The sequence below is a fragment of the Proteiniclasticum ruminis genome, assembly GCF_900115135.1.
Lineage (GTDB): Bacteria > Bacillota > Clostridia > Clostridiales > Clostridiaceae > Proteiniclasticum > Proteiniclasticum ruminis_A.
In genome coordinates this window covers 728,042-752,371 of record NZ_FOVK01000001.1, presented here as the reverse complement: position 1 = coordinate 752,371, position 24,330 = coordinate 728,042, and the positions used below count along the sequence as shown (strand labels likewise).

24 protein-coding genes are annotated in these 24,330 nt (G+C 40.3%); 23 read left to right on the top strand and 1 reads right to left on the bottom strand.

Features of this window, described 5'->3' with window-relative positions; all coding sequences use genetic code 11:
* The first annotated feature begins 121 nt into the window (after positions 1-121).
* From dnaJ to ppdK, 16 genes are all read left to right on the top strand, one after another.
* Positions 122-1,264: a molecular chaperone DnaJ gene (gene dnaJ / locus BM243_RS03525; RefSeq protein WP_074910378.1), complete on the top strand. Its 1,143-nt coding sequence runs from the start codon at positions 122-124 to the stop codon at positions 1,262-1,264.
* A 184-nt stretch (positions 1,265-1,448) separates the two neighbouring features.
* A complete protein-coding gene (prmA, locus tag BM243_RS03520; RefSeq protein WP_074910375.1) occupies positions 1,449-2,393 on the top strand; it encodes a 50S ribosomal protein L11 methyltransferase in 945 nt (314 codons plus the stop codon).
* On the top strand, positions 2,386-3,120 hold the full coding sequence (locus BM243_RS03515) for an RsmE family RNA methyltransferase (RefSeq protein WP_074910373.1): 735 nt from the start codon (positions 2,386-2,388) through the stop codon (positions 3,118-3,120). Before prmA ends, BM243_RS03515 begins: the two co-directional genes overlap by 8 nt.
* A 3-nt stretch (positions 3,121-3,123) precedes the next feature.
* Positions 3,124-4,419, top strand: a complete 1,296-nt coding sequence (gene mtaB / locus BM243_RS03510) for a tRNA (N(6)-L-threonylcarbamoyladenosine(37)-C(2))-methylthiotransferase MtaB (RefSeq protein WP_074910928.1) — start codon at positions 3,124-3,126, stop codon at positions 4,417-4,419.
* Between the two features lie 70 nt (positions 4,420-4,489).
* On the top strand, positions 4,490-4,831 hold the full coding sequence (locus tag BM243_RS03505; RefSeq protein ID WP_074910371.1) for a histidine triad nucleotide-binding protein: 342 nt from the start codon (positions 4,490-4,492) through the stop codon (positions 4,829-4,831).
* Positions 4,832-4,933: 102 nt separating this feature from the next.
* Positions 4,934-5,110, top strand: a complete 177-nt coding sequence (gene rpsU, locus BM243_RS03500; RefSeq protein WP_031573182.1) for a 30S ribosomal protein S21 — start codon at positions 4,934-4,936, stop codon at positions 5,108-5,110.
* A gap of 32 nt (positions 5,111-5,142) precedes the next feature.
* The gene (locus BM243_RS03495) at positions 5,143-5,586 is read left to right on the top strand and encodes a GatB/YqeY domain-containing protein (RefSeq protein WP_031573181.1); all 444 of its coding nucleotides are present in this window, start codon (positions 5,143-5,145) and stop codon (positions 5,584-5,586) included.
* Between the two features lie 115 nt (positions 5,587-5,701).
* A complete protein-coding gene (locus BM243_RS03490; RefSeq protein ID WP_074910926.1) occupies positions 5,702-6,682 on the top strand; it encodes an acrylyl-CoA reductase family protein in 981 nt (326 codons plus the stop codon).
* A gap of 145 nt (positions 6,683-6,827) precedes the next feature.
* Complete coding sequence (locus BM243_RS03485) at positions 6,828-8,870, top strand: HD family phosphohydrolase (protein ID WP_074910368.1); 2,043 nt, start codon at positions 6,828-6,830, stop codon at positions 8,868-8,870.
* A gap of 9 nt (positions 8,871-8,879) precedes the next feature.
* Positions 8,880-9,383, top strand: coding sequence for an rRNA maturation RNase YbeY (ybeY, locus tag BM243_RS03480; protein ID WP_074910366.1), 504 nt, complete (start codon positions 8,880-8,882; stop codon positions 9,381-9,383).
* A gap of 12 nt (positions 9,384-9,395) precedes the next feature.
* A complete protein-coding gene (locus BM243_RS03475) occupies positions 9,396-10,097 on the top strand; it encodes a diacylglycerol kinase (protein WP_074910364.1) in 702 nt (233 codons plus the stop codon).
* 24 nt (positions 10,098-10,121) lie between these two features.
* The gene (locus tag BM243_RS03470) at positions 10,122-10,541 is read left to right on the top strand and encodes a cytidine deaminase (protein ID WP_074910361.1); all 420 of its coding nucleotides are present in this window, start codon (positions 10,122-10,124) and stop codon (positions 10,539-10,541) included.
* The gene (gene era, locus BM243_RS03465; RefSeq protein ID WP_074910357.1) at positions 10,534-11,418 is read left to right on the top strand and encodes a GTPase Era; all 885 of its coding nucleotides are present in this window, start codon (positions 10,534-10,536) and stop codon (positions 11,416-11,418) included. The genes BM243_RS03470 and era overlap by 8 nt, the downstream gene beginning before the upstream one ends.
* Positions 11,418-12,062 carry a DNA repair protein RecO gene (gene recO, locus BM243_RS03460; protein ID WP_074910355.1) on the top strand — a complete coding sequence of 215 codons (645 nt, stop codon included), beginning with the start codon at positions 11,418-11,420 and terminating at the stop codon, positions 12,060-12,062. The genes era and recO overlap by 1 nt, the downstream gene beginning before the upstream one ends.
* Positions 12,063-12,082: 20 nt before the next feature.
* Entirely contained in the window at positions 12,083-12,631 is a 549-nt protein-coding gene (locus BM243_RS03455) for a UBA domain-containing protein (RefSeq protein WP_074910350.1), read from the top strand.
* Positions 12,632-12,924: 293 nt separating this feature from the next.
* Positions 12,925-15,552: a pyruvate, phosphate dikinase gene (ppdK, locus tag BM243_RS03450; RefSeq protein WP_074910347.1), complete on the top strand. Its 2,628-nt coding sequence runs from the start codon at positions 12,925-12,927 to the stop codon at positions 15,550-15,552.
* A 614-nt stretch (positions 15,553-16,166) separates the two neighbouring features.
* Here the strand turns inward: ppdK and BM243_RS03445 are convergent.
* The gene (locus BM243_RS03445; RefSeq protein ID WP_074910345.1) at positions 16,167-16,436 is read right to left on the bottom strand and encodes a DUF1294 domain-containing protein; all 270 of its coding nucleotides are present in this window, start codon (positions 16,434-16,436) and stop codon (positions 16,167-16,169) included.
* A 704-nt stretch (positions 16,437-17,140) separates the two neighbouring features.
* Here BM243_RS03445 and BM243_RS03440 point away from each other — a divergent pair.
* The 7 genes from BM243_RS03440 to BM243_RS03415 all read left to right on the top strand — a co-directional run bounded on the left by BM243_RS03440 (position 17,141) and on the right by BM243_RS03415 (position 24,299).
* Positions 17,141-18,892, top strand: a complete 1,752-nt coding sequence (locus BM243_RS03440; RefSeq protein ID WP_074910342.1) for an ABC transporter substrate-binding protein — start codon at positions 17,141-17,143, stop codon at positions 18,890-18,892.
* Positions 18,893-18,983: 91 nt separating this feature from the next.
* Complete coding sequence (locus tag BM243_RS03435) at positions 18,984-19,961, top strand: ABC transporter permease (RefSeq protein WP_074910339.1); 978 nt, start codon at positions 18,984-18,986, stop codon at positions 19,959-19,961.
* A gap of 8 nt (positions 19,962-19,969) precedes the next feature.
* Positions 19,970-20,884, top strand: coding sequence for an oligopeptide ABC transporter permease (gene opp4C / locus BM243_RS03430; RefSeq protein WP_431602436.1), 915 nt, complete (start codon positions 19,970-19,972; stop codon positions 20,882-20,884).
* A gap of 8 nt (positions 20,885-20,892) precedes the next feature.
* On the top strand, positions 20,893-21,876 hold the full coding sequence (locus tag BM243_RS03425) for an ABC transporter ATP-binding protein (protein WP_074910334.1): 984 nt from the start codon (positions 20,893-20,895) through the stop codon (positions 21,874-21,876).
* A gap of 9 nt (positions 21,877-21,885) precedes the next feature.
* A complete protein-coding gene (locus BM243_RS03420; RefSeq protein WP_074910332.1) occupies positions 21,886-22,893 on the top strand; it encodes an ABC transporter ATP-binding protein in 1,008 nt (335 codons plus the stop codon).
* Positions 22,894-22,931: 38 nt separating this feature from the next.
* Positions 22,932-23,108: a hypothetical protein gene (locus BM243_RS15200; RefSeq protein ID WP_155953233.1), complete on the top strand. Its 177-nt coding sequence runs from the start codon at positions 22,932-22,934 to the stop codon at positions 23,106-23,108.
* A 165-nt stretch (positions 23,109-23,273) separates the two neighbouring features.
* A complete protein-coding gene (locus BM243_RS03415) occupies positions 23,274-24,299 on the top strand; it encodes a deoxyguanosinetriphosphate triphosphohydrolase (protein WP_074910329.1) in 1,026 nt (341 codons plus the stop codon).
* Positions 24,300-24,330 lie beyond the last annotated feature (31 nt).

Here is a 24,330-nt window from a genome sequence, read left to right as displayed (position 1 = left end):
GAGGGTATAATACTCTAGTACTTGGATGAGGGGTGGGCACATGCTGCTCTTCCCTTATTCAGCTGTAATCCGTATTCTATGCCTTGGCTGAAGGCAGTGCATACTAATAGGTGGTGTAAGAATGGCGAAAAAAGACTTGTATGAAGTCCTTGGGCTTCAAAAAGGTGCCGATGAAAAACAGATTAAGAGTGCTTTCAGAAAACTTGCGATTAAATATCATCCAGATAAAAATCCAGGGGACAAGGAAGCGGAAGAAAAGTTCAAAGAAATAAACGAGGCGTATCAGATTCTTTCTGATCCTCAGAAAAAAGCGCAATATGATCAGTTCGGTACAACTGACTTTAATGCTGGTGGAGCTGGAGCTGGATACAATGCTCAGGACTTTGGAGATTTTGGAGACATCTTCGAATCGTTCTTTGGTGGAGGATTTGGCGGTGGACAAAGAAGAAGGACAGGACCAAGACGTGGTGCGGATCTCGAATACCGTATGGATCTCAGCTTTGAAGAAGCTGTTTTCGGTGTGGAAAAAGATATACACATCACAAGAACCGAGGACTGCGATGTCTGTCATGGCAGCGGGGCGAAGCAAGGAACATCCAAAGAAACCTGTAAAACCTGTCATGGGCAGGGAACTGTCCGAGTACAGAGACAGACACTCTTCGGTAATATGATTCAGGAAGCTCCATGCCAAACTTGTGGCGGTACCGGCGAAATCATCACTGAACCTTGCGAACAGTGCCGTGGAAAGGGTCAAGTTCGTCAGAAACGGAAAATCAGTGTAAAAGTACCTGCAGGAGTAGACACAGGGAATGTGATGCCGTTAAGAGGGCAAGGGGACAAGGGAGCAAAGGGAGGTCCTTCAGGGGATCTTCATGTTGTCATCCAAGTGAAACCACATAAATTCTTTATCCGTAAAGGGGATGATATTTATGTGGACACACACATCAATATTGCGGAGGCAGCACTTGGAAAAGAAGTGCGTGTTCCAACGATTGACGGTGATGTATCCTATGATATTCCATCTGGAACTCAATCAGGAACTCTCTTCAGGCTGAAAGGCAAAGGAGTAACGATGGTAAACTCCAGAAGTGGAGCACGAGGAGATCAGTATGTGAATGTCATTGTGGATGTGCCGAAGAAACTCAATGATGCACAAAAAGAAGCTCTCTACCAGTTCCTGGAAGCATCCGGCCAGATTGTGGACCGTGAGAATAGAGAAGATAAAAAAGATAAAAAAGACAAGAAGAAATTCGGTATATTCTAGTCAGGATCATCGGAAACAGAAAAGTCTCAGGAAAACCTGGGGCTTTTTTTGAGGTGTTTCTTTTCATTCTGTGAGAATGTAATATAATAGATTGAAGAAGTAAAGTACTGCACCCGAAAGTCTTTTTTGGATTTGAAAAAACTTTCGGGTGAATAGAGCGAGCGTAATGCGATAGGAGAATAGAATGAGTACATGGAATGAAATCAAAATTGTTCTTCAGGAAGAAGATCTGGAGTTTATTCAAGGGGTTCTTTACACAATGGATGTAAAAGGGGTATCCATCGAAGACCCCAGTGATATTTTAGGCAGGGAACAAGGTCCTCTGACCTGGGACTTTGCAGACATCAATATTTTTGAGTATGGAAAAGACAAAGCGGTGGTCCGGGCTTATTTCAACATAGATGTGGATGTCGCTGAAATTGTGAGAGAGATTGAAGAGAAAGTTCAGGAAGCCAAATCTTATGGCGTAGAGTTCCATGAGTATGAAATTTTCTCAGAAGAAGTCAATGAGAATGACTGGGCGAATGAATGGAAGAAATATTATAAACCTACGAAGATCGGAGAACGTTTTGTTGTGAAACCACTCTGGGAAGAGTACGAGCCTAAGGGAGATGAAATCATCCTGCATATGGATCCTGGCATGGCGTTTGGTACAGGGACCCATGAGACAACCAGAATGTGTCTGGAAGCCGTAGAAGACTATATGAAAAAAGATACTACAGTCTTTGACATCGGTACAGGATCGGGTATTTTAGCCATCGGAGCTTCCAAACTTGGTGCTTCGAAAGTGGTAGGGGTGGATCTTGATATTGTGGCGGTAGATTCTGCCAAGGAAAACGTGGGATACAATTCCCTTGGCAATGTGGAAATTCTTCATGGTAATCTTATGGATGTGGTGGATGGAACAGCAGACATCATCGTAGCAAATATCATCGCAGAGATTATTTTAGTGCTGATTCCCGATGTGAAGAAGAAGCTTCACGCAGATGGTGTGTTCATATCTTCAGGAATAATCCGTGAAAAAGAAGAGATGGTCAGAAATGGCCTGAAGGAAAATGGATTCATGGTGAAAGAAGTAAGATATGAAGGAGAGTGGGTCTGCATCATTGCGGAGGTGTCTCATGCATAAGTTCTTCACGGAGGAACTGGATGATGTTTTTGCCTATATCAGAGGAGATGACCATAAACATCTCAGCCGTGTGCTCAGACTGAAAGAACAGGATGAAATCCTTATAAATGATCTCAAAGGACAGGATTATTTAGGTAGAATTGAGACTATAGATAAAAACGAAACCAAAGTGGAGCTGCGTGAAAAAGTTGCAAAGAGCAATGAAAGCTCACTTAAGGTCACCCTTTTTCAAGGGCTTCCAAAAGCTGGAAAAATGGATCTCATTGTTCAGAAATGCACTGAGCTTGGTGTTCAAAGAATCGTCCCTGTGGTGACTGAACGTGTGGTCGTCAAGAACTCATCTGAGTTCAAAAAACTAGATCGCCTGAAGAGAATCTGTCTGGAAGCGGCAAAACAATCAAAGCGCAGTGTGCTTCCTGAGATCACAGAACCCATGAGCTTCGCAGATCTATTGGTGGAGATGAAAAAGCTGGATGTCCTTGTGGTGCCTTATGAGAACCAGGAGGAGTACGGTTTTCTGACACTTAAAAAAGAACTGTCAAGCATCAGTTCCATGGGGATCTTTGTGGGACCAGAAGGTGGTTTCACTGAGATAGAGATTGATCTTTTAAAAGACAAGGGGGCTAAGATCCTAACTCTGGGCAACCGGATCTTAAGAACGGAAACTGCAGGATTTACAGCTGTGGCCATGGCTCAGCTTTTGTATGGAGATATGGGAGGAAAATAATTGATGAAAGTCGCATTTCAGACCCTTGGCTGCCGAGTCAATGTTTATGATTCGGAGGCCATGATTGAAATGTTCAAGAAAGACGGGTATGAGCTGGTTGATTTTAATGAGTCAGCTGATGTATATGTCATCAATACCTGTACCGTGACGAACATGGGAGATAAAAAGTCCAGGCAGTACATCAGTAGAGCCAAGAGGAAGAATCCTCAAGCTACAGTGGCTGTCGTAGGCTGTTATTCACAGGTGAGCAAAGAGGATGTGATGGAAATCCCGGGGGTAGATGTCATTCTGGGATCAAGAAACAAAAGTGATATCGTCTATCATGTGAACCAGGCAAGAGCAGAGAAACGTCAAATCGTAGAGGTTACAGATAAACTGATTCTGAACTCAAAGTTTGAAGATTTAGGGGTGACTGGATACGAGGGAAAGACGAGAGCGTTTTTAAAGATTCAGGATGGCTGCAACAGGTTCTGTACCTACTGCATTATCCCATATGCAAGAGGAGGACTATCCAGTAAGAATCCCGAAAAAGTTCTTGATGAAATCCGGAAACTGTCTGAAGAAGGATACACCGAAGTGATTCTTTCTGGAATTCACATCGCCTCTTATGGACATGATCTTCAAGAAAAATGGGATCTTCTGGATCTTCTGGATCAGATTGAAGACATTGATGGCATCAGAAGAGTTAGAATTGGCTCCATTGAGCCTATGTTCTTCAAAGAAGGGAGAATGGACCGTATCGTCAAGCTGACAAAGCTCTGTCCTCATTTTCATCTCTCTCTTCAGTCTGGATCAGACCGCACACTGCAGAGGATGAACCGCCGTTATACAGCTGGAGATTTTGAAGAGGTAGTAGCGGAGCTTAGGCAGAAGATGCCTGATGTTTCGATTACCACGGATGTGATTGTTGGATTTCCAGGCGAATCTGAAGAAGAGTTCCAGGAAACATTTGATTTTTTGGGCCGGTTGAATCTAACAAAGGTACATACCTTTAAGTACAGCCAGAGAAAAGGGACACCAGCTTACCAGATGAAGGATCAGGTTTCGGGTGAGATTAAAGATATACGAAGCAAACAGATTATGACTCAAAGCAATGAAAAAGAAACAGTATTTCTTGAATCATATCTTGGAAAATCGCTTATGGTACTTTATGAGGAAGGAAAAGGCGGTATTCATTTCGGATATTCAGCGAACTATCTGAAGATTAGAGTAGAGAGCAATGAGGATATTCAAGGAAAGTATCTGGAAACAAAGATAGTGGGCTTGAATGAGGATTACCTGATTGGAGAATTCATCTAAACAGACTTACCACAGACAAGAATTATTTGATATACTGAATTAAGAAGTAAAATTTGAGAGGCGGATCGATATGGATTGTTTATTTTGTAAGATCATACAAGGGGAAATCCCATCTGCTAAGATTTATGAAGATGATTTTGTCTATGCATTCAGGGATATTGATCCTAAAGCGCCAACCCATGTGCTGATTGTACCCAAAAAGCATATTTCGTCGGTGAATGAGCTGGAAGCTGAAGATACCGCTTTGCTTGGAAAGGTGTATAAAGCTGTGCAAACCATAGCTGCAGAGGAAGGGATTGATAAAACCGGGTATCGTGTTGTTGTGAATACTCTTTCTGATGGAGGGCAGACTGTGGCGCATCTTCATTTCCATCTCCTGGGAGGAAGAAGTCTCACTTGGCCACCTGGCTAAAAACGTTGACTGTTTTGAAAATATGTACTATAATTACTAGTGTGTTATTTTGCCCGAAAGGCTGATATTTATATTTTTAACTAGCGGAGGGAGGGATAATGAATGTCAGAAATCAAAGTTGGAGAGAATGAATCTTTAGAGAACGCACTGAGACGCTTCAAGAAGAAGTGTGCAAGATCCGGAATTCTTGGTGAAGTAAGAAAGAGAGAACATTACGAGAAGCCAAGTGTAAAGAAGAAGCTTAAGTCCGAAGCAGCAAGAAAGAGAAAGTTCAAGTAGTTTTCTTTTTTTAGAAAAGGTGTGATCAAACTATGATCAAAGAACAGATTCAGAATGATTGGAAAGAAGCGTTGAAAAGCAAGGATAAGGGAAAAGCCAGTGTTTTAAGCATGGCAAAATCTGCAATCCTCTACGCTGAAAAAGATGCTCAAACCTCACTTTCTGAAGAACAAATCATTGAGATTCTCGCTAGAGAAGTGAAAATGAGAAGAGATGCTGTAGCTGAGTTTGAAAAAGGTCAAAGAGCTGACCTAGTTGAACAAAGCAATTTCGAAATAGAAACTTTATTAAGTTATCTACCAAAGCAGTTAAAAGAAGATGAAATAATTGAATTGGTTGAGAATACAGCTAAAGAAATCGGAGCAAATAACATGAAAGACATGGGGAAACTCATGGCAGCACTCAAGCCGTTGATCACAGGAAAAGCCGATGGCAAACTTGTGAGCACTCTGGTGAAGAATTATTTAACGAAATAAAAAATGGCTCATCTTGTTTCTGTGAAATAAGATGAGTTTTTTTGTCTCTAAACAAGGTGTAAGAAACCTGGAAAAAGGATATAATAAAGGGAAAATACCTGAGAAAGGGGAACTTATGAAAAGAGCATTATTACTGGAAAAGACAGAGGAAGGTTCTGTGCTGAAGTATCAGGATATAGAGCTTCCGAATCTTTCAGATGGAGAAGTGAGAATCAGGGTGTCCTATACAGGCATCAACTATAAAGACAGACTTGCGGTGGATGCATCAAGCAAGGTGGTGAGAAAGTACCCGATGACACCTGGGATTGATTTTTCTGGTATTGTTGAGGAAAGTAAAGCGGGAGATTTTTCTGTTGGAGATCAAGTATTTGTGACAGGATATGGCTATGGTACGGATCAGCCAGGAGGATACCAGGAAACTGCCATTGTAAAGCAGGAACATTTGATGAGGCTTCCTGAAGAAATGTCTATGAAAGATGTGATGATTTATGGTACAGCCGGGTTCACGGCGGCTTTATCAGTGGATGCCATTGAGAAAGCCCTTGGAAGTCTCAAAGGGAAAAAGATCCTTGTTACAGGAGGAAGTGGGGGTGTTTCTTCTCACGGTGTGCTGATTCTTCGTAAACTAGGCGCGGAGGTAGCGGTTACTACCAGAACTATGGAGAAGAGAGAATATCTGGAGTCTCTAGGTGCTCAGGAAGTGCTTTTATTTGATGGTTTGCTGGAAAAAAGAAGAGCGTTGTCTACGGAAAAGTGGGATGGAGTGCTGGATACAACGGGCGGAGAAGCTTTGGGGAATATTCTTACGGAAGTGAAGTACGGCGGAGTTGTCTGCACCAGTGGAAACCTATCTGGTATCAGGTTTGAGAGTACGGTATTTCCCTTCATTTTAAGGGGGATTACATTAAAAGGGATTGATAGTGTGATGGTGGATCATGCCAAGAGAAATGAGATCTTCAAAAAACTAGCTACTTCGTGGTATTCTGCGGATCTCGAAAGAACAGTAAATAAAGTAGTTTCTTTCAAGGAACTGCATGATGAACTTCTTCATCCTTCAGAAGGATCTGGTAGAGTTCTGGTTGACATGAGTATGTGATTTCTATCAGTAGTATTTCAGAGCATAGTTTGATAAACTGAAACTATAATAGAGTGAATGTGTTAGGGGAGGAGTAATCCAGATCCATACGGTAATACACTGAATATCCTGATAATCAAAACATACGATAACATAAGGAGCGGCAATGAGAATAGAAAGAAAAACCTGGTGGCGGTATGGAATTTTCATGGTATCCATCATCGTAACATTTATTATCCTTTTGACTAGTATCGTGAATAAGAAGTATGATCTTAAGGTTGGAGATATTGCGCCTGTTGATTTCAGAGCGAATGTGGACTTGGTGGATGAAGTGACAACTAAAGCATTAATTGAGGATGCAGTTGCCTCTGTGCAGAATCAGTATACCCAGGAACTGGAAGTAAGACGAAATGCGCTGAAAGAGAGCAATGACTTTTTCAATGGGATCATCAACTCCAGAAACCCTATGGTTTCGTTGGATGAAATTGCCACAGTTCTTTCAGAACGTGGAACCTATGGGATTAGTGAAGAGGGGTACTTTGCACTTCTTTCTATTGACAATAGTGATTTGAGATATGCTTTAAATACCATTAATAATGGAATTAATAAAATTTATGAGACTCCGTTGGAAGAAGATGATGAGAACAAAATCATGCGGTCGAAAACTGAGATGACAGATATTGTGGATAGTTTCAGCTTTAATGAGGCTGCGAAAAATGCTATTAAGCAGTTTGTAGTGACCTTAGTAAAACCGAACTATTTTTATGATGAGGAAGCAACAGCGAGACTGAGGGAAGAGGCTGAAAATAGCATTACACCTGTTCTCATCAAGAAAAACCAGACTATTGTAAAAGAGGGGGATCCAGTCAATGCAAATCAGCTGGAGATTCTCGCTGAGCTTGGATATCTTAGCGATAGCGGGTTCAATGCCCTTCCATACAGCGGTTTGGTCGTTGCGGTGCTGATCATCCATCTGATCATTGTTTTTTATCTCAAGCGTTTTTATAAAGCAATCTATGAAGATACAAAAAAGAATGCGCTGATCTTCCTTCTTATGAATCTTGCTCTTGCCTTGGCAAGAGCAATGGTGATCATCAGTCCGTTTATTGTTCCTTACACATTTCTTCCAATGCTTCTGACCATTCTTGTGAAAAAACGTGTGGGGCAAAGTTTGGCACTTTACAGTGCTGTTTTTCTCAGCATCGTGACGGGATTCAATGTGCAGGTGCTTCTGCTTCTGATGCTGACATCCATTCTCAGTGTGATTTTTATCAATAAAGTGGAAGAGAGAAATGATATTTTAAAGTCAAGCTTTTATATTTCTGTCGTGACTTTTGTGGTATCGCTCTCCCTGGGCTTCTTGCTTTCCAATTCGGTCATGGATTCTATAAGGAACTCATTGTTTGCTGCAAGTGGTGTCATTTTATCTGGAATTCTTGTGATTGGATTTTTGCCGCTCATTGAGAATACCTTTAATGTGGTAACGGAGATTAAGCTTCTGGAACTGGCAAATCCAAATCATCCATTGTTAAAGAGGCTTCAGATGGAGGCGCCAGGGACATATCACCACAGTATCATGGTGGGGAATCTTGCAGAAGCTGCTGCTGAAGAGCTGCACGCAAACAGTATCCTCCTTCGGGTTGCTGCGTACTATCATGATATCGGAAAGCTCTCTAGGCCTCAATTCTTTAAAGAGAATCAAATTGGATCGAAGAACCCACATGATGAAATCTCACCGAACCTATCTACTTTGATCATCATTAATCATGTGAAGATTGGTTTGGAAATGGCTGAAAAAGCCAAATTACCACAGGAAATCAAAGATCTGATTGCTCAGCATCATGGCACAACTCTGGTGAAGTATTTTTATCTGACCATGAAGAACAACGCTGAAGATCCTGATTCTGTGAAAGAAGAGGACTATCGCTATCCTGGACCCAAACCAAAGACCAGGGAAGCGGGGATTATGATGCTGGCTGACAGTGTTGAGGCGGCAGTAAGAAGCATTTCGGACCCGACTCAAGGAAAAGTGGAAGCCATGGTGTATAAGATATTTAAAGACAAATTGGAGGATGGGCAGCTTGATGAATGTGACATTACCTTCAGTGATGTATCAAAGATCAGAAAGAACTTTTTGAAAACTTTTGGCTCTATTTATCATGAGCGAATAGAGTATCCGGAAGATAAGCGAAAAAAAGCCAACGGTTAGGAGAAAACAATGATTATTATTGAAAATGAACAAGATCAGATAGAAGTTCCGGAATCCCTGCTGGAAGGCATCAAGGAAGCGATTCTGTTTACGTTGAAAGACCAGGGGGTTGAAGAGGAAGCGGAAATCAGCATGCTTCTTGTGGATAACGATGCGATAAAAGAAATGAATAGAGAATATAGAAACATTGATAAGGAGACGGATGTTCTTTCTTTTCCGATGATTTCTTATGAGGAAGGACAGGTTTTTCGTGATGAATATCTGAACCATCAGTTTGGTCCGGAGTTTTATGACGGAGATGCTCTTCTTCTGGGGGATGTGGTTCTGTCCATGGAAAAAGCCAATGAACAGGCTCTTGAGTTTGGACATTCACTAAAAAGAGAAGCATGCTATCTCACGATACATTCCATCTTGCATCTTCTGGGATATGATCATATGACAGACATGGACAAACAAAGAATGCGTGAAGCAGAAGAGCGGATTCTTCATGCTCTAGACATATCCCGTGAATAAGGTGGTGCTAATATGGATTTAAAGGGTCTGTTGGACAGTTTTAATTATGCAATTTCCGGGTTCATCTATGCCGTAAGAACCCAACGGAATATGAAGATTCATATGGTAGCAGCCATCGTGGTGATATTATTCTCACTATTCACCAATATCACAAAAGTTGAGCTTCTGATTCTTTTTGTCAGTATGACCATGGTGATGGCTGCTGAACTTCTCAACACTGCCATAGAAAGTGCCATTGACGCCACGACGAATCACTATCATCCACTGGCGAAAATTGCTAAGAATACTGCAGCGGCAGCGGTGCTTCTGACAGCTGTAAATGCACTGGCTGTGGGTTATTTTATATTTTGGGAAGAGATCACCACATTTACCTACAGGGGGGTACAGCTTGTCAAGCATTCAAGTCCGTATCTTGTCATTGTTATACTGGTTATTGTGGCTCTTTCTGTAATTCTCACGAAAGCTGTCGTCGGAGAGGGTACGCCATTAAAAGGAGGTATGCCGTCTGGACATGCAGCAGTGGCCTTCAGTTTGGCAACGGTCATCAGCTATCTGTCAGACTCCACCATAGCCATTACACTCAGCTTTATCATGGCGCTAATTGTAGCCCAGTCAAGAGTGGATTCTAAAGTGCATTCAATAAAAGAAGTGTTTGTTGGAGGGTTGTTGGGCTTTCTCATCACAATTCTCTTGTTTAGAGTTTTCGGTTATTAAAATAATAAAGAAATGAGGGATAATATGTACAAAAAATTGATAGAGGCAGCTCTAGAAGCAAGAGAACATGCCTATGTTCCATATTCAGGTTTCAAAGTTGGGTCCGCAGTACTTATGGAAGATGATTCCATATTCAGTGGCTGTAATATTGAAAATGCATCCTATGGTGCTACAAACTGTGCAGAACGCACTGCAATATTCAATGCGGTGTCCCATGGACACCATAAGATTAAGGCTATAGCGGTTGTTGGAGATATCCATAATTTTACTTATCCATGCGGAATCTGCAGACAAGTGATTGTAGAATTTGCTGAAAGCAAGGAAATTCCGATTATTATTATAAAGAGCAAAGAAGAGTACATTGTAAAAACAATGGAAGATATTTTGCCTGGTGCTTTTACTAAGATTGACCTCGATAAAGAGAAGGAAGTTAAAAATGTTTAAATCAGGATTTATTACAGTTGTGGGCAGACCAAATGTGGGGAAGTCGACACTAATCAACCATTTAATGGGGGCTAAGCTATCCATTGTATCCAATAAACCCCAAACGACAAGAAAAAATATGAATGCAATTTATACAGACGACGATGCTCAAATCATTTTTGTGGACACTCCAGGAATTCATAAAGCAAAGAATAAACTGGGGGAATATATGGTCCATGTTGCTAAGGAGAGCCTAAGTCAAGTGGATTTGGTGATTTTTATCACAACTGCTTCTGGAGAGATTCATCCTGGCGATGCGCTTATTCTGGAAGAGCTGAAAGGACTCAAGACACCTAAGTTTCTTCTGGTGAATAAGATTGATGAGTTCACTCAGGACAGAGTGGCTAAAACCTTAGAGCTCTACGGAAAAGCGGCAGAGTTTGATGAAATCATTCCAATTTCGGCACTGAAAGGAAAGAATACCGAGGATATTCTAGCTCTGGTGAAAAAGTATCTGCCTGAAGGTCCTATGTATTATCCTGAAGATATGGTAGCAGATGTCCATTTAAGATTTATGGCGGCAGAAACCATCCGTGAAAAGGCATTGAAACTCCTCCAACAGGAGATACCTCATGGTATTGCTGTTGAGATTACAACAATGCAAGAGAAAGAAAATGGAAACTGGTATATTGAGGCAGATATCATCTGTGAGAAAGACTCTCATAAGGGGATAATTATAGGGAAAGGTGGCCAGACCCTAAAAAAAATAGGGACCTGGGCTCGAGAAGATATGGAAGTATATCTGGAAGGTAAAGTGGACCTGAAGACTTTTGTGAAAGTTCGTAAGGAATGGAGAGACAATCAAACGCTCCTGAAGGAGCTCGGGTATAAAGAATAATGCAGGTAAAGGCAAAAGGTATTGTGATCAAAACCATGGATTACAAAGAGAAGGATAAGATTCTATGGATCTTTACAGAAGAACTGGGTAAAGTCTCTGTTTTGTGTAAAGGTGCACGATCACCCAAATACCGGTACCAGTTCATGACACGTCCCATGATTTTTGGTGACTTTTTATTGTTCAAAGGAAAGTCACTGTATAATTTTAATGAAGGTACACTGATACATGGTTTTTCAGATGTAACATCATCTTTAGAGCTTCTGACATATGCATCCTATTTTTTGGAAATGATTGATATTGTGACACTGGACGAGGAAGTGCAGCCTTATCTATACAGGAATCTGGTGACAGCACTCTACCTCTTAGAGTCTGAGGCCATTGACGTTGAAGTCATTACGCTGGTTTACGAAATCAAACTCATCACTCTGACGGGATACCGGATTGGACGTCAATCAGTGCCTTTTGCCGTTTCAAATGAAGCACTACAAGCTGCGGAGTTCTTTTTAAGGAATGAATATGCAAAGAGTGCAGAGTATAGGATGGATCATACGGTCAAGTCAGAACTCCAAAGAATCACATCCTTTATCATTAGAGACAGTTATCAGCGTAAACCTAAAAGTCTGGATTTACTGAAGTATATGTAAAGACCATAAGGAGGTAAAAAATGGAACTGCAGAATGAAATGCTTGCGAAAGTAGATGAGGTCAGGAAAAGAAAGAAAGTGACTTACGAAGCAGCGAAAAATGCCTTAGATCAAAGCGGAAATGATGTACTTGAAGCTGTGATCTATCTCGAAAACATGAAAGAAGAAAGATTTGATGAAATTCGGGATTATAAAGACAAGACGGTGGAGAGTATTCGAAAGACCACATCAGAGATGGTAGATTTTTCCTATAAAGGGCAATCCGTGGAAGCGCCTTTGCCTGTAGTAGCCATTGGTACCTTGTTGCTGGCCCGTAAACCTAAGATTCTATTGGGGGCGTTGGGTGCGCTGTTCCTGTTTGGAGTTGACGTGAAAGTCAAATCAGACCATAGAGAGATAGAACTGACAAAACCTTTAAGAGCAAAGTTCTTTGGAATGGCCAACGCCTTTGGACTGTCAAAGGTTTCAGTGTCAAGGAAGATGGATGATTTTACCAGTAAAATTCACTTCAGGAAGGAAGAAAAACAAGAAGATGATTTTGGTGGATATTTCTCTTCAGATCTATACTAAATTTTCATAAACTTCATCTTTACTTAAGACTTCTCTGTTATGATGGGGAAGTCTTATAATTTGTCGATTTATTGTATATTGTAGCACAGTTTGTAATCGTATCCATGGTTTGTACCGTCCGAAATTAATGAATAAACTAAAAACCATTAGAAATGTTGTACAATTCGCTTAGGACTTATGCTATAATATATGAGGATTTTGAAGCATTTTGCTTCATAATTTCGTGAACTCTCGGTTCTACCGGATTCAAATATATGTGGTTACACATAAAAGATTGAAAGTGAGGGAAATCTATGTCAAAGAAGTATGTATACCTTTTCAGTGAAGGTGATGCTACAATGAAAAACCTCCTTGGAGGTAAGGGTGCCAACCTGGCAGAAATGACTAACATCGGAATTCCAATACCAATGGGATTCACAGTTACTACTGAGGCTTGCAATAAATACTATGATGATGAAAAGGTTATTACACCAGAAATCATCGAAGAGATTCATGCAACCATGAACAAGCTTGAAGAAGTTACAGGAAAATCATTTGGTGGAACAGTTAATCCACTGCTTGTTTCCGTACGTTCAGGTGCAAGAGCTTCCATGCCTGGTATGATGGACACTATCCTGAACCTTGGTCTGAATGATGAGACAGTTGAAGTAGTTGCTAAGGAAACTGGCAATGAAAGATTTGCTTATGACTCTTACAGAAGATTCATCATGATGTTTGCAGACGTAGTTATGGATGTAGACAAGAAAGACTTCGAAGAGATCCTTCATGAAATGAAGGAAGAAAAGGGAGTAGAACTTGACACCGAACTGTCTGCTGAGGATCTGAAAGAACTTGTAGTGAAGTTCAAGAACTACTACAAGGAAAGAAAGGGAGAAGACTTCCCACAGGATCCAAGAGCACAGCTGATAGAATCAATAACTGCTGTATTCAGAAGCTGGGATAACCCAAGAGCTAATGTTTATAGAAGAATGAATGATATTCCATCCAGCTGGGGAACCGCTGTAAACGTGCAGGAAATGGTATTCGGAAACAAGGGTGAGACATCAGGATCAGGTGTAGCATTCTCCAGAAACCCTGCAACAGGAGAAAGAAAGATTTTTGCTGAGTATCTGATGAATGCACAGGGTGAAGACGTTGTTGCTGGTATCAGAACACCACAGCCAATTGAAGAACTTGAAAAGCAGATGCCTGAAACATACAATCAGTTTGTTGACATCGTAAACAAGCTGGAGAACCACTATCACGATATGCAGGATATGGAGTTCACCATTGAAGAAGGTAAGCTGTACTTCCTTCAGACCAGAAATGGTAAGAGAACTGCTCAGGCGGCTCTTAAGATTGCGGTTGATATGGTAGAAGAAGGACTTGTTTCCAAAGAACAGGCAATTCTGATGATGGATCCTAAGCAGCTTGATACATTGCTTCACCCTGCTTTTGATACAAATGAAATGAAGAAGCACGAAATCATTGCCACAGGTCTTCCTGCATCTCCAGGAGCTGCTACAGGAAAGATTTCTTTCTCTGCTCTTGAAGCTAAAGAAAGACACGAAGCTGGCGAAAAGGTTATTCTTGTTAGACAGGAAACATCACCAGAAGATATCGAAGGAATGATTGCGGCAGAAGGTATTCTGACTGTAAGAGGCGGAATGACTTCCCATGCTGCTGTAGTTGCTAGAGGCATGGGTGCATGCTGCGTAGCTGGTGCAGGTGCAATCAAAGTTGATGAAAAGAACAAGACCATGACTGTCAATGGAAAGGTATACTCTTCTGAGGACTATATTTCCCTTGATGGAAGCACTGGTGACGTATATGAAGGAAACATTGCTACAGTTGAACCAGAAATTTCTGGACACTTTGGCACATTCATGTCCTGGGCTGATGAAATCAGATCACTTAAGGTTAGAACAAATGCAGATACACCACACGATGCCGCACAGGCTATCAAATTTGGTGCAGAAGGTATCGGTCTGACAAGAACCGAGCATATGTTCTTCGCTGAAGATAGAATCTTTATTATGAGACAGATGATCGTAGCTAGAACAGAAGAGGCTAGAAGAGCTGCTCTTGAGAAGCTGCTTCCAATGCAGAAGGGTGATTTCAAGGGACTGTACAAGGCTATGGAAGGACATCCAGTAACCGTTAGATTCCTGGATCCACCACTGCATGAGTTCCTACCTACCAAGGAAAAGGAAATTGCAGATCTTGCAGCAGAGCTGAAGCTTTCCGTTGCTGACCTGAATGGAATTATATCCGACCTTCATGAGTTCAACCCAATGATGGGTCATAGAGGATGCAGACTTTCAATTTCTTACCCAGAAATTGCTGAAATGCAGACCAGAGCAGTTATTGAAGCTGCCATCGAAGTTAATGAAGAAATGGGATGGAATACTGTTCCAGAAATCATGATTCCGCTGGTTGGTGAAGTAAATGAGCTGAAGTATGTGAAGAACATCGTTAAGAAGACAGCTGATGCTATCATCGCTGAAAAGGGTGTTGAACTGAAGTATCTGGTTGGTACCATGATTGAAATTCCAAGAGCTTGTGTAACAGCTGATGAAATTGCTAAAGAAGCTGATTTCTTCTCCTTCGGAACCAATGACCTTACACAGATGTCCTTCGGATTCTCCAGAGATGATGCTGGTACATTCCTGAAGCACTACTATGATAAGAAGATCTACGACTTCGATCCGTTTGCAAAGCTTGACCAGACAGGTGTTGGACAGTTTGTGAAGATTGCAGTAGAAAAGGGAAGAGGCGTTAAGGAAAACCTTAAGCTTGGTGTTTGCGGAGAGCACGGTGGAGATCCATCCTCTGTACACTTCTTCCATGAGAATGGACTGGATTATGTTTCCTGCTCACCATATAGAGTTCCAGTAGCTAGACTTGCTGCAGCTCAGGCTCAGGTTAAGAATCCAAGATAGTATTCATTTGGTGATATGTATCACTGAACCTAATCAAAAAGAGGATATTATGGCTGTGACGACAGCTGTAATGTCCTCTTTTCTATTTGGTTGCTCTGAGCAGATCATATGATCCGTCATAACATCAGAACCCTTTGGAAAATCAGGCGATACCTGAAGCGATGCTTTCACAGAATCATGTGGATAAAGAAATTCTACCTAAGTGAAATTAGCCGCTAGAACTGCGGAATTCTTGTTTTGTATGTAAATAGCAGCGCGTGATAAATAAGTGACTTCGAGTTATCACTATGATTTGCGATAATATGAAGTATAGAATAGAGAGACCATACTAGTTGAACAGAGAGGATCAAAATCTGTTGTGTGGTTTACTTAAGATACGTTAACGTGATATTTATTGTGAGTTTATGCTTTTATTAAGGTGAAACGCTATAATTAGAACCACTATAACAACTGCTTGGCTTCTGCTGAACTTATGGAGGTTCAAGTGATTGAGATAGAGATAAAACCTCCATAATGAATAGAATTAGTATAAGTAAACATTTACATGATGAATTCATGAAATTAACAGGAAACGTTTACATTACATAAATTCTTTTTTTCGTATGGGATGTATATTAAACTAGGTAATTTCTTATAAAGAAATATGCGATTATCTGGGCTGCTGTCAGTGAAGGAATGAGTAAAGTGAACATAACGTGTTTGGTTTTATGTCTGAAAAACAACATTCCAAGAAAGACTCCGGCACTTCCTCCAAGGAATGCGAAAGTGAACAATACTTTTTCTGGAATCCTTCGTTTTGATTTTCGTGATGATTGCTTGTCAAATAACATAAAATAGAAACCAACGGTATTTATTAACAGCATGTAAACATTTAAATAGAGCATAGTGACCTCCTGAAATACAAATTTTTAAATCTGTATTTGAATACTTATGATTTTTTTTGCATAATATGTATAATATGGTATCTATTATCCTATAATAAGTTCAAAAAAAAATTAAAATCTCTTTAATTAACAAGATTACCAGTGAACAGATACAAAAGTTATCAAATTACATGGATGTAAGCAGTGTAAGTGATAGAAATAGCAATAAACAACCAATACAGAATCCGTGAAATCTGTCAGATTATGAATATAGTATAAACAAAAAGTTTCTGTTTTCCATATGTTGTGGTAAAATAGGACTAAGCTTTATTGATTGATGATTTTTAATTCTGTTTATTACATTATTGAAAATGCTAATAACTGGTAAAATCTCACCGGATCAAGCTCTCGTTATTTGAAAAGTAAATAATTATGCCTAATAAGTTGAATTATGATTTGTTAAAAAAGCACACTATTTATTGGCTTATTTTCAGTAAGAATGTTCCTTTTAACTTCTTTACTGATAAATTGATTAAGAAAACGTTCTATTTTTGACTCAAAAATCAGAGATTATGAACTTTTATTAAAAATTAGTTGATAAATTGTACGTTTTATAATAAAATGAGTAATATCTTAAGCAACACATTCTCAATTACACATTGTTCGGTTTTTAGCTGCTGGCGACATCAGCTTAAAATAAAAGATTATTCAAGGAGGAAGAAAGAATGACAAAAAAGAGAATAGGCTTACTGTTAGCACTTACACTGGTTATGTCAGTTGTATTTACCGCTTGCAGTCCTAAAGAAGAGACTCCTGAGACACCAGGGGAAACTCCAGGCACCGAAACTCCAGGTGAAACACCAGAAGAACCATCCAATGAACCATCCGGTACATTGAAGGTTGGTATCACCGAAGCATCAGGTAACTTTAACCCAGCATACTACTCCTCATCCTATGACGGATATGTAGTAGATCTTGTGTTCCAGGGACTTGCTACACTTAACTTCGAAGGGGATGAATACATTCCTGTTGTTGCTAAAGATTGGGATATTTCTCCAGATGGTAAGGTTATTACCTTTAACTTAAGAGAAGACGTTGTTTTCTCTGACGGAGAACCATTAACAGCTAGTGACGTTGTTTGGACCTACAAGCTGATCTCTGACCCTTCCTATACTGGAAGATACGGTTCAGTAGTTAAGGACCTTGAAGGTTATGAAGCTTATGCAGCTGGTGAATCAGAAGAATTCCCAGGTGTTGTTGCTGATGGAGACTACAAAGTTACATTTACTTTTGCTGAAGGCAAGAGAACAAACTTTGCTAACACAACATTTGCTATTATGCCAGAACACTACTATGGTGAAGGTGTAACATACAAGAATACTACTCCAGTTGAAGAAAAGTCCGCTACTCCTGTTGGATCAGGACCATACGTACTTGACAACTTTACTGAAGCTCAGTTTATCTACCTGACAAGAAATGACAAGTATACTGGTGAAGGCTACATGATTAAAGAAATCCTTCTTCAGTTCGTAGACCAGTCCACAGATATCGTTCAGCTGATGAACGGTGAAGTTGACCTTCTTGCTGGCGTTATCGAACCTGCTAAGATCAAGGAAGCTAGAGATGGCGGATACTCCATCAACGAATATCCAAGATCCGGTTACGGTTATGTAAACTTCAACACAGAAGCTGGACCAACAGCTGAAGTTGCTGTAAGACAGGCTCTTGCATATGCATTTGACACAGAGTCCTTCGTAAACAGCTACTACAAGGATCCTGATTCAGGTATGGTACTTGCTACAACACAGAATCATCCATTCTCCCAGATTTCTTGGGTTATGAGCGATGAACTTGTTAGCTCCCTGATTGACTACTCCTATGATATCGAAAAGGCTAAGTCCATTCTGGATGAAGCTGGCTGGGTAGCTGGAGCAGACGGAATCAGAGCTAAGGATGGAAAACTTCTGGAGCTGAATATCGCAGCTATGCCAGAACATGACATTCTTGCTACACTTATCCCAATGTGGGAAAAGGCTTGGGGTCAGGAACTTGGCGTAAAGCTGAATATTTCTTACCTCGAATTCAACACCATTCTTGACTATGTAATCTACAACTCAGATGCGAACGTTGACAAGTGGAGCCTGTTCTTCCTTGCAACATCCATCACAAGTGCTGACCCAGACTCCATCTACTCTGAGTTCCACTCAAATGATGTAGGTTCAGGTAAGGACAACACTTCCAGATACAAGAATGCTGAAGTTGACAGACTTCTTGATGAAGCTAGAAAGATTATGGATCCAGAAGAAGCTAAGCCACTTTATGCTGAAGTTGTAAAGATTCTGAACGAAGAAATGCCAAAGATTGTTGTTTATGCAAACACTTACTTTGACCTTTACAATTCAAAGGTTAAGAACTTTAACACCAGCTCCCTGTATGGTTGGGTAAAGGCTGTTAGAGATGCTTACATCGAAGAATAGAATAATATTCTAATTTGAGAAGTTTTAAGGCAGTCTGTTTCAGACTGCCTTTCTACTACAAAAATATATAGGAGCTATGGGGAGTGAAACAATGTTAAAATATATAGCAAGGAGATTGCTGCACCTGATTCCTGTTATGATCGTGATTTCCATGGTCATCTACGGAATTATGGAGCTTATGCCAGGTGATGCTGTCCAAGCCTATTTGGGTGTTGGATCAGGTGTTACTGCAGAGCAGCAACAAGCGTTAAAAGAACAGCTTGGATTAAATGGAAATATTGTAGAAAGATATATGAACTGGATGGGAAGAACTCTTAGCGGAGACTTCGGAAAATCGATTCTGAAAAGAGCACCAGTTAAAGATATCATTGGAGAGAGTGTTTGGAATACTTTCTTGATCAACTTTATAGGGATGATTTTTGCTTTTGCGATTTCAATACCAGTTGGTATTAAGTCTGCAGTAAATAAATACAGCAATTTCGATAATTTTTGGACGGTGTTTTCCCTAATTGGTGTTTCCATGCCTTCCTTCTTCTTTGCGATGATTCTGATTTTCTTTGTAGGTATACCAGCAGGATTACCACTTACACTTATGAGAGATCCATTGATGGTTGTTCGTGGATATCCAAGTTTGTGGGCAGAAATTGTTGACGTAGGCAGACACATGATTATGCCTCTGATCGTACTTGTTATTTCTTCTCTTGCTAGTTTGACAAGATATGTGAGAAATGCTGTACTTGAAGTAATTAATCAGGACTACATCAGAACCGCAAGATCTAAAGGACTTTCTGAGAAAGTTGTTATTTACAAGCATGCATTTAGAAATGCTCTTTTACCGATTGTTACATTGCTTGGTAGCTATATTCCTTCATTATTTGGTGGTTCTCTGATTCTCGAAACCATTTTTAAATGGCCAGGAATCGGAAATACCCTTCATGAAGCGATTTTTAAACAAGATACTTCATTAGTTATGGCAATCAATATTTTCTACGCAGTGCTCATGCTCGCAGGAAACCTGCTGGCTGATATCAGTTATGCACTGGTGGATCCTAGAGTAAAGGTTAGTTAGGAGGGTTTATTATGGAAGACAATAAGAAAAACTATGAGAAAACTACCCAAGCTGCCAATATCGTAGGACCATGGATGATTGCCTGGGGTAGATTTAAGAAGAATAAAACAGCTATGTTCGGAGCAGTATTATTTATACTAATATTGCTGGCTGTCATTTTTGTACCGATATTTTCTAAGTTTGAATTGAATGATTTTATACTGGATGACAAGAAATTGCCTCCATCTGGTAAATATTGGCTAGGTACGGACGAACAGGGAAGAGATATATTTACAAGACTGTTCCTAGGCGGCAGAACTTCAATCATGGTTGGGTTAATCGCAGCCGGATTCACCGTGCTCATTGGAGCTATTGTTGGTGGTGTTGCTGGTTATTATGGTGGAGTTGTTGACAATATTCTTATGAGATTTGCAGAAATTGTTTACTCCATTCCGTTTACACCAACCGTTATTACCATCTCTGGTGCACTTATGTGGGTTGACTCAAAATATAAGATGTACTTAGTTATGTTCCTCATTGGTATTTTAAGCTGGCCAGGACTTGCTAGAATGGTAAGAGGCCAGATTCTATCTCTGAGAGAGCAGGAGTTTATGCAAGCAACTGAGATCCTGGGACTTTCCACTAGATCCAGAATTGCTAAACATCTTCTTCCAAATACATACGCATATATAATTGTAAGCGCAACTCTTGGAATGGCTGGTGCGATTCTTACGGAGGCGAGCTTATCTTACCTGGGTCTTGGAGTAACACCTCCAACACCAACATGGGGTAATATGATTGAAAGAGCCAGAAACTCAGATGTTTTCAGAAATATGCAATGGCTTTGGGTACCACCCGGTGTAATGATTATGTTGACTGTGTTGAGTATAAATCTGCTTGGTGAAGGGCTGAGAGATGCTTTTGATCCAAAGGAAATTAGGTAGGGTTGATTATGAAGAAAGTATTAGAAGTAAGAAACCTTAAGACACACTTCTTCACAGATAAGGGTGTTGTTAAGGCTGTAGATGGTGTTAATTTTGATTTGTATGAAGGGAAAACTCTAGGTATTGTTGGTGAATCCGGTTGCGGAAAGAGCATTACCTCCATGAGTATTCTTAAGCTCATTGATAAGAATGGTAAGATTGTTGAAGGAAGCATTATGTATGGGGATAAAGATATCGTACAGCTTCCTGTAGAAGAAATGAGAAAAATCAGAGGAAATGAAATTTCTATGATTTTCCAGGAACCAATGACTTCCTTAAACCCTGTTTTTAGAATTGGAGATCAGATTATTGAATCGATCAAACTTCATCAGGATTTAAGTAAACAGGAAGCCCATGACAAGGCAGTAAATATGCTGAAACTTGTTGGTATTCCTAGAGCAGAGCGTGTAGTTTATGATTATCCTCACCAGCTCTCTGGTGGTATGAGACAAAGAGCAATGATCGCTATGGCCCTTGCCTGCGATCCTAAGGTTCTGATTGCGGATGAACCTACTACTGCGCTTGATGTAACCATTCAGGCACAGATTCTGTCTTTGATGAACGATCTTAAGGAGAAGACCAATACCGCAATCATGCTGATCACACACGACCTTGGAGTTGTAGCGCAGATGGCTGATGATGTTATTGTAATGTACTCTGGTAAAGTAGTAGAATCTGCAGAAGTAAAAGAACTTTATGGGAATCCAAAGCATCCATACACTCAAGGACTTCTGGAATCCATTCCAGATCTTAAGTCAGAGAAGAAGAGACTGAATAGTATTGAGGGTGTAGTTCCTAATCCAATGGAGCTTCCAAAGGGTTGTTATTTTGCTCCAAGATGTAAGTTTGCTATGGATAAATGCTGGCAGGAAGAACCTGGAGTATATTTCATAGACAAAGAGAAAAACGGCGAGACGCATCAGGTTAAATGCTTCTTGTACGAAGATAAGTAGGAGGGAAATATGAACGATAATAATAGAGTATTGCTTGAAGTAAATGATATTAAAAAATATTTCCCAGTGAAATCTGGTGCTTTTGGTAAAAAGTCTTTTATCAAGGCTGTAGATGGTGTAACCTTCAAACTAAATGAAGGGGAGACCATTGGTCTCGTAGGAGAGTCAGGGTGCGGAAAATCTACCCTTGGACGAACCATCGTAAGATTATATGACCCAACAGATGGGCAGATCATCTATCATGGTAAAGCCATTGATGGTGATATTGCATCACTGAAGGGAGCGCAGCTGAAATCACTAAGACGTGAAATGCAGCTGATTTTCCAGGATCCATACAGCTCCCTGAACCCAAGACTTAATGTAAGTAATATTGTGGGTGAATCATTACTTTCCCATAATCTTGTTAAGCCTGGAGAAGAATATAAAAACAGAGTAATGGAGATTATCGAGATGTGTGGTCTTTCACCATATCACATCTATAGATATCCTCATCAGTTCTCTGGTGGACAAAGACAAAGAATTGGAATTGCGAGAGCACTTGCTTTGAATCCTGATTTTATTGTGGCTGATGAGCCAGTTTCCGCTCTTGACGTGTCGATTCAATCACAGATTCTGAATCTGATGATGGATCTTCAGGAAAGAATGGGACTATCTTATCTCTTTATCTCCCATGACCTTAGTGTTGTAAAACACATCAGTGATAGAATTGGAGTTATGTATTTAGGTTCTTTGGTTGAACTGGCTGGTAAGCATGAACTATATGATCAACCTACTCACCCATATACAAGAGCGCTTTTGGCTGCGATTCCTGTTCCAGATCCAACACATCTGAGAAAGATGGAGCCAATCATTGGAGAACTGCCAAGTAATGTAAATACTCCACCAGGATGTAAGTTCCACACAAGATGTCCTTATGCAAAGGATATCTGTAAAGAGCAGATTCCAATACTAAGAGAGTTTAATCCAGTGAAGCATCCGAATCATTTTGTAGCTTGTCACTTCGCAGGCGAAATATAATATTTGTAACTCATAGGTTAAAAAGGAGGGATAATTTAATGCAGATTTTTGGGAAACATCGATTTGATGATGTGGAACCCGATATGGAAGCAGATGTAAAGCTTGAAAGAGGCGATCTGATGGCAATGGCGTTTGCCATGGCTACCTATCTGTTCCCAATTGTTGTCGGTTTCTATGCTTTCTTTGCCCTCCTGACTTGGATTATGTTTTACTAAGTACACAAAACTTGCTGCTTTGCAGCAAGTTTTTTTATTTATATATGAAATCAATGAATGGGTAAAAACACATAGGAGGATAATGATTATATATGAATATCTCTCAAATCCAAATAAAGGATTCAAAGGATTTTTGTAGAATAATACAATATAGGAGGTGGGATATTGAGTATTCGAGAGAGAATAGAACGGAATGAAGAACTGACGTTGATTAAAGAGGCTTGTTTCTCCAAAGATTCAAGAGGAAGAGAAGTGGAAGAAGAGTTGGACTCTTATCGGACGTGTTTTATGCATGATCGAGATAGGATTATACATTCAAAATCCTTTCGAAGATTAAAACATAAGACTCAAGTATACATCAAAACCACTGGTGATCATTATCGTACGAGACTAACTCATACACTGGAGGTCTCACAGATAGCGAGAACTATTGCGCGAGGCATTGCGGTGAATGAGGATTTGGTGGAAGCTATAACCTTAGGACATGATCTTGGCCATGTAGCATTTGCTCATAATGGCGAAGAAGTGCTGAATGAAAGACTGCCTGGGGGATTCAGGCATAACGAGCAGTCCGTGCGCGTTTTAAAGAAACTGGAGAAAGATGGAAAGGGTTTGAATATTACCTTCGAGGTGTTGGATGGAGTACTGCATCATAGTGGCTTGAAGTCAGGAGAAACCAGCAGTACAATCGAGGGCCAAATCGCTCGATTCGCTGATAAAATAGCTTATGTCAACCATGATATTGATGACTCAATCCGTGCCGGTCTATTGAATGTCACAGACTTACCAAAGGAGCATATTGAGGTTTTGGGTTACACCCACAGCAAAAGAATAGATACTCTGGTACGTATGTTGGTGGATGAGACCAATAGGAACATCTCTAAAGGGGAGTTTACAGTAGCTCTGCCTGAAGACATCTTTCATGCACTCTATGGTCTTAGGTCGTTTCTCTTTAAGAATATTTATAATGGAGAGCACTTGAAAGAAGAGAGAGATAAGGCTAAATTTCTCCTAGGACAGCTTTATGATTATTATCTGAAGAAAATTGAGGAAATGCCTGAACTATATCAGAAAATTGCTGAAGAAGAGGGGAAAGAGCGTGCTGTAGCAGACTATATCGCTGGAATGACGGATGATTATGCGATAATCCTCTTCAATCAGATATTTGTGCCCAAAATTGTCATCTACTGAGGTTAATGGTATAATTTATGTTTGGGACTAT

What these genes read in the sequence shown, in the direction of transcription:
- dnaJ (WP_074910378.1), top strand. Translation starts at nt 122, where the DNA reads ATGGCGAAAAAAGACTTGTATGAAGTCCTTGGGCTTCAAAAAGGTGCC.
- prmA (WP_074910375.1), top strand. Translation starts at nt 1,449, where the DNA reads ATGAGTACATGGAATGAAATCAAAATTGTTCTTCAGGAAGAAGATCTG.
- BM243_RS03515 (WP_074910373.1), top strand. Translation starts at nt 2,386, where the DNA reads ATGCATAAGTTCTTCACGGAGGAACTGGATGATGTTTTTGCCTATATC.
- mtaB (WP_074910928.1), top strand. Translation starts at nt 3,124, where the DNA reads ATGAAAGTCGCATTTCAGACCCTTGGCTGCCGAGTCAATGTTTATGAT.
- BM243_RS03505 (WP_074910371.1), top strand. Translation starts at nt 4,490, where the DNA reads ATGGATTGTTTATTTTGTAAGATCATACAAGGGGAAATCCCATCTGCT.
- rpsU (WP_031573182.1), top strand. Translation starts at nt 4,934, where the DNA reads ATGTCAGAAATCAAAGTTGGAGAGAATGAATCTTTAGAGAACGCACTG.
- BM243_RS03495 (WP_031573181.1), top strand. Translation starts at nt 5,143, where the DNA reads ATGATCAAAGAACAGATTCAGAATGATTGGAAAGAAGCGTTGAAAAGC.
- BM243_RS03490 (WP_074910926.1), top strand. Translation starts at nt 5,702, where the DNA reads ATGAAAAGAGCATTATTACTGGAAAAGACAGAGGAAGGTTCTGTGCTG.
- BM243_RS03485 (WP_074910368.1), top strand. Translation starts at nt 6,828, where the DNA reads ATGAGAATAGAAAGAAAAACCTGGTGGCGGTATGGAATTTTCATGGTA.
- ybeY (WP_074910366.1), top strand. Translation starts at nt 8,880, where the DNA reads ATGATTATTATTGAAAATGAACAAGATCAGATAGAAGTTCCGGAATCC.
- BM243_RS03475 (WP_074910364.1), top strand. Translation starts at nt 9,396, where the DNA reads ATGGATTTAAAGGGTCTGTTGGACAGTTTTAATTATGCAATTTCCGGG.
- BM243_RS03470 (WP_074910361.1), top strand. Translation starts at nt 10,122, where the DNA reads ATGTACAAAAAATTGATAGAGGCAGCTCTAGAAGCAAGAGAACATGCC.
- era (WP_074910357.1), top strand. Translation starts at nt 10,534, where the DNA reads ATGTTTAAATCAGGATTTATTACAGTTGTGGGCAGACCAAATGTGGGG.
- recO (WP_074910355.1), top strand. Translation starts at nt 11,418, where the DNA reads ATGCAGGTAAAGGCAAAAGGTATTGTGATCAAAACCATGGATTACAAA.
- BM243_RS03455 (WP_074910350.1), top strand. Translation starts at nt 12,083, where the DNA reads ATGGAACTGCAGAATGAAATGCTTGCGAAAGTAGATGAGGTCAGGAAA.
- ppdK (WP_074910347.1), top strand. Translation starts at nt 12,925, where the DNA reads ATGTCAAAGAAGTATGTATACCTTTTCAGTGAAGGTGATGCTACAATG.
- BM243_RS03445 (WP_074910345.1), bottom strand. Translation starts at nt 16,436, where the DNA reads ATGCTCTATTTAAATGTTTACATGCTGTTAATAAATACCGTTGGTTTC.
- BM243_RS03440 (WP_074910342.1), top strand. Translation starts at nt 17,141, where the DNA reads ATGACAAAAAAGAGAATAGGCTTACTGTTAGCACTTACACTGGTTATG.
- BM243_RS03435 (WP_074910339.1), top strand. Translation starts at nt 18,984, where the DNA reads ATGTTAAAATATATAGCAAGGAGATTGCTGCACCTGATTCCTGTTATG.
- BM243_RS03425 (WP_074910334.1), top strand. Translation starts at nt 20,893, where the DNA reads ATGAAGAAAGTATTAGAAGTAAGAAACCTTAAGACACACTTCTTCACA.
- BM243_RS03420 (WP_074910332.1), top strand. Translation starts at nt 21,886, where the DNA reads ATGAACGATAATAATAGAGTATTGCTTGAAGTAAATGATATTAAAAAA.
- BM243_RS15200 (WP_155953233.1), top strand. Translation starts at nt 22,932, where the DNA reads ATGCAGATTTTTGGGAAACATCGATTTGATGATGTGGAACCCGATATG.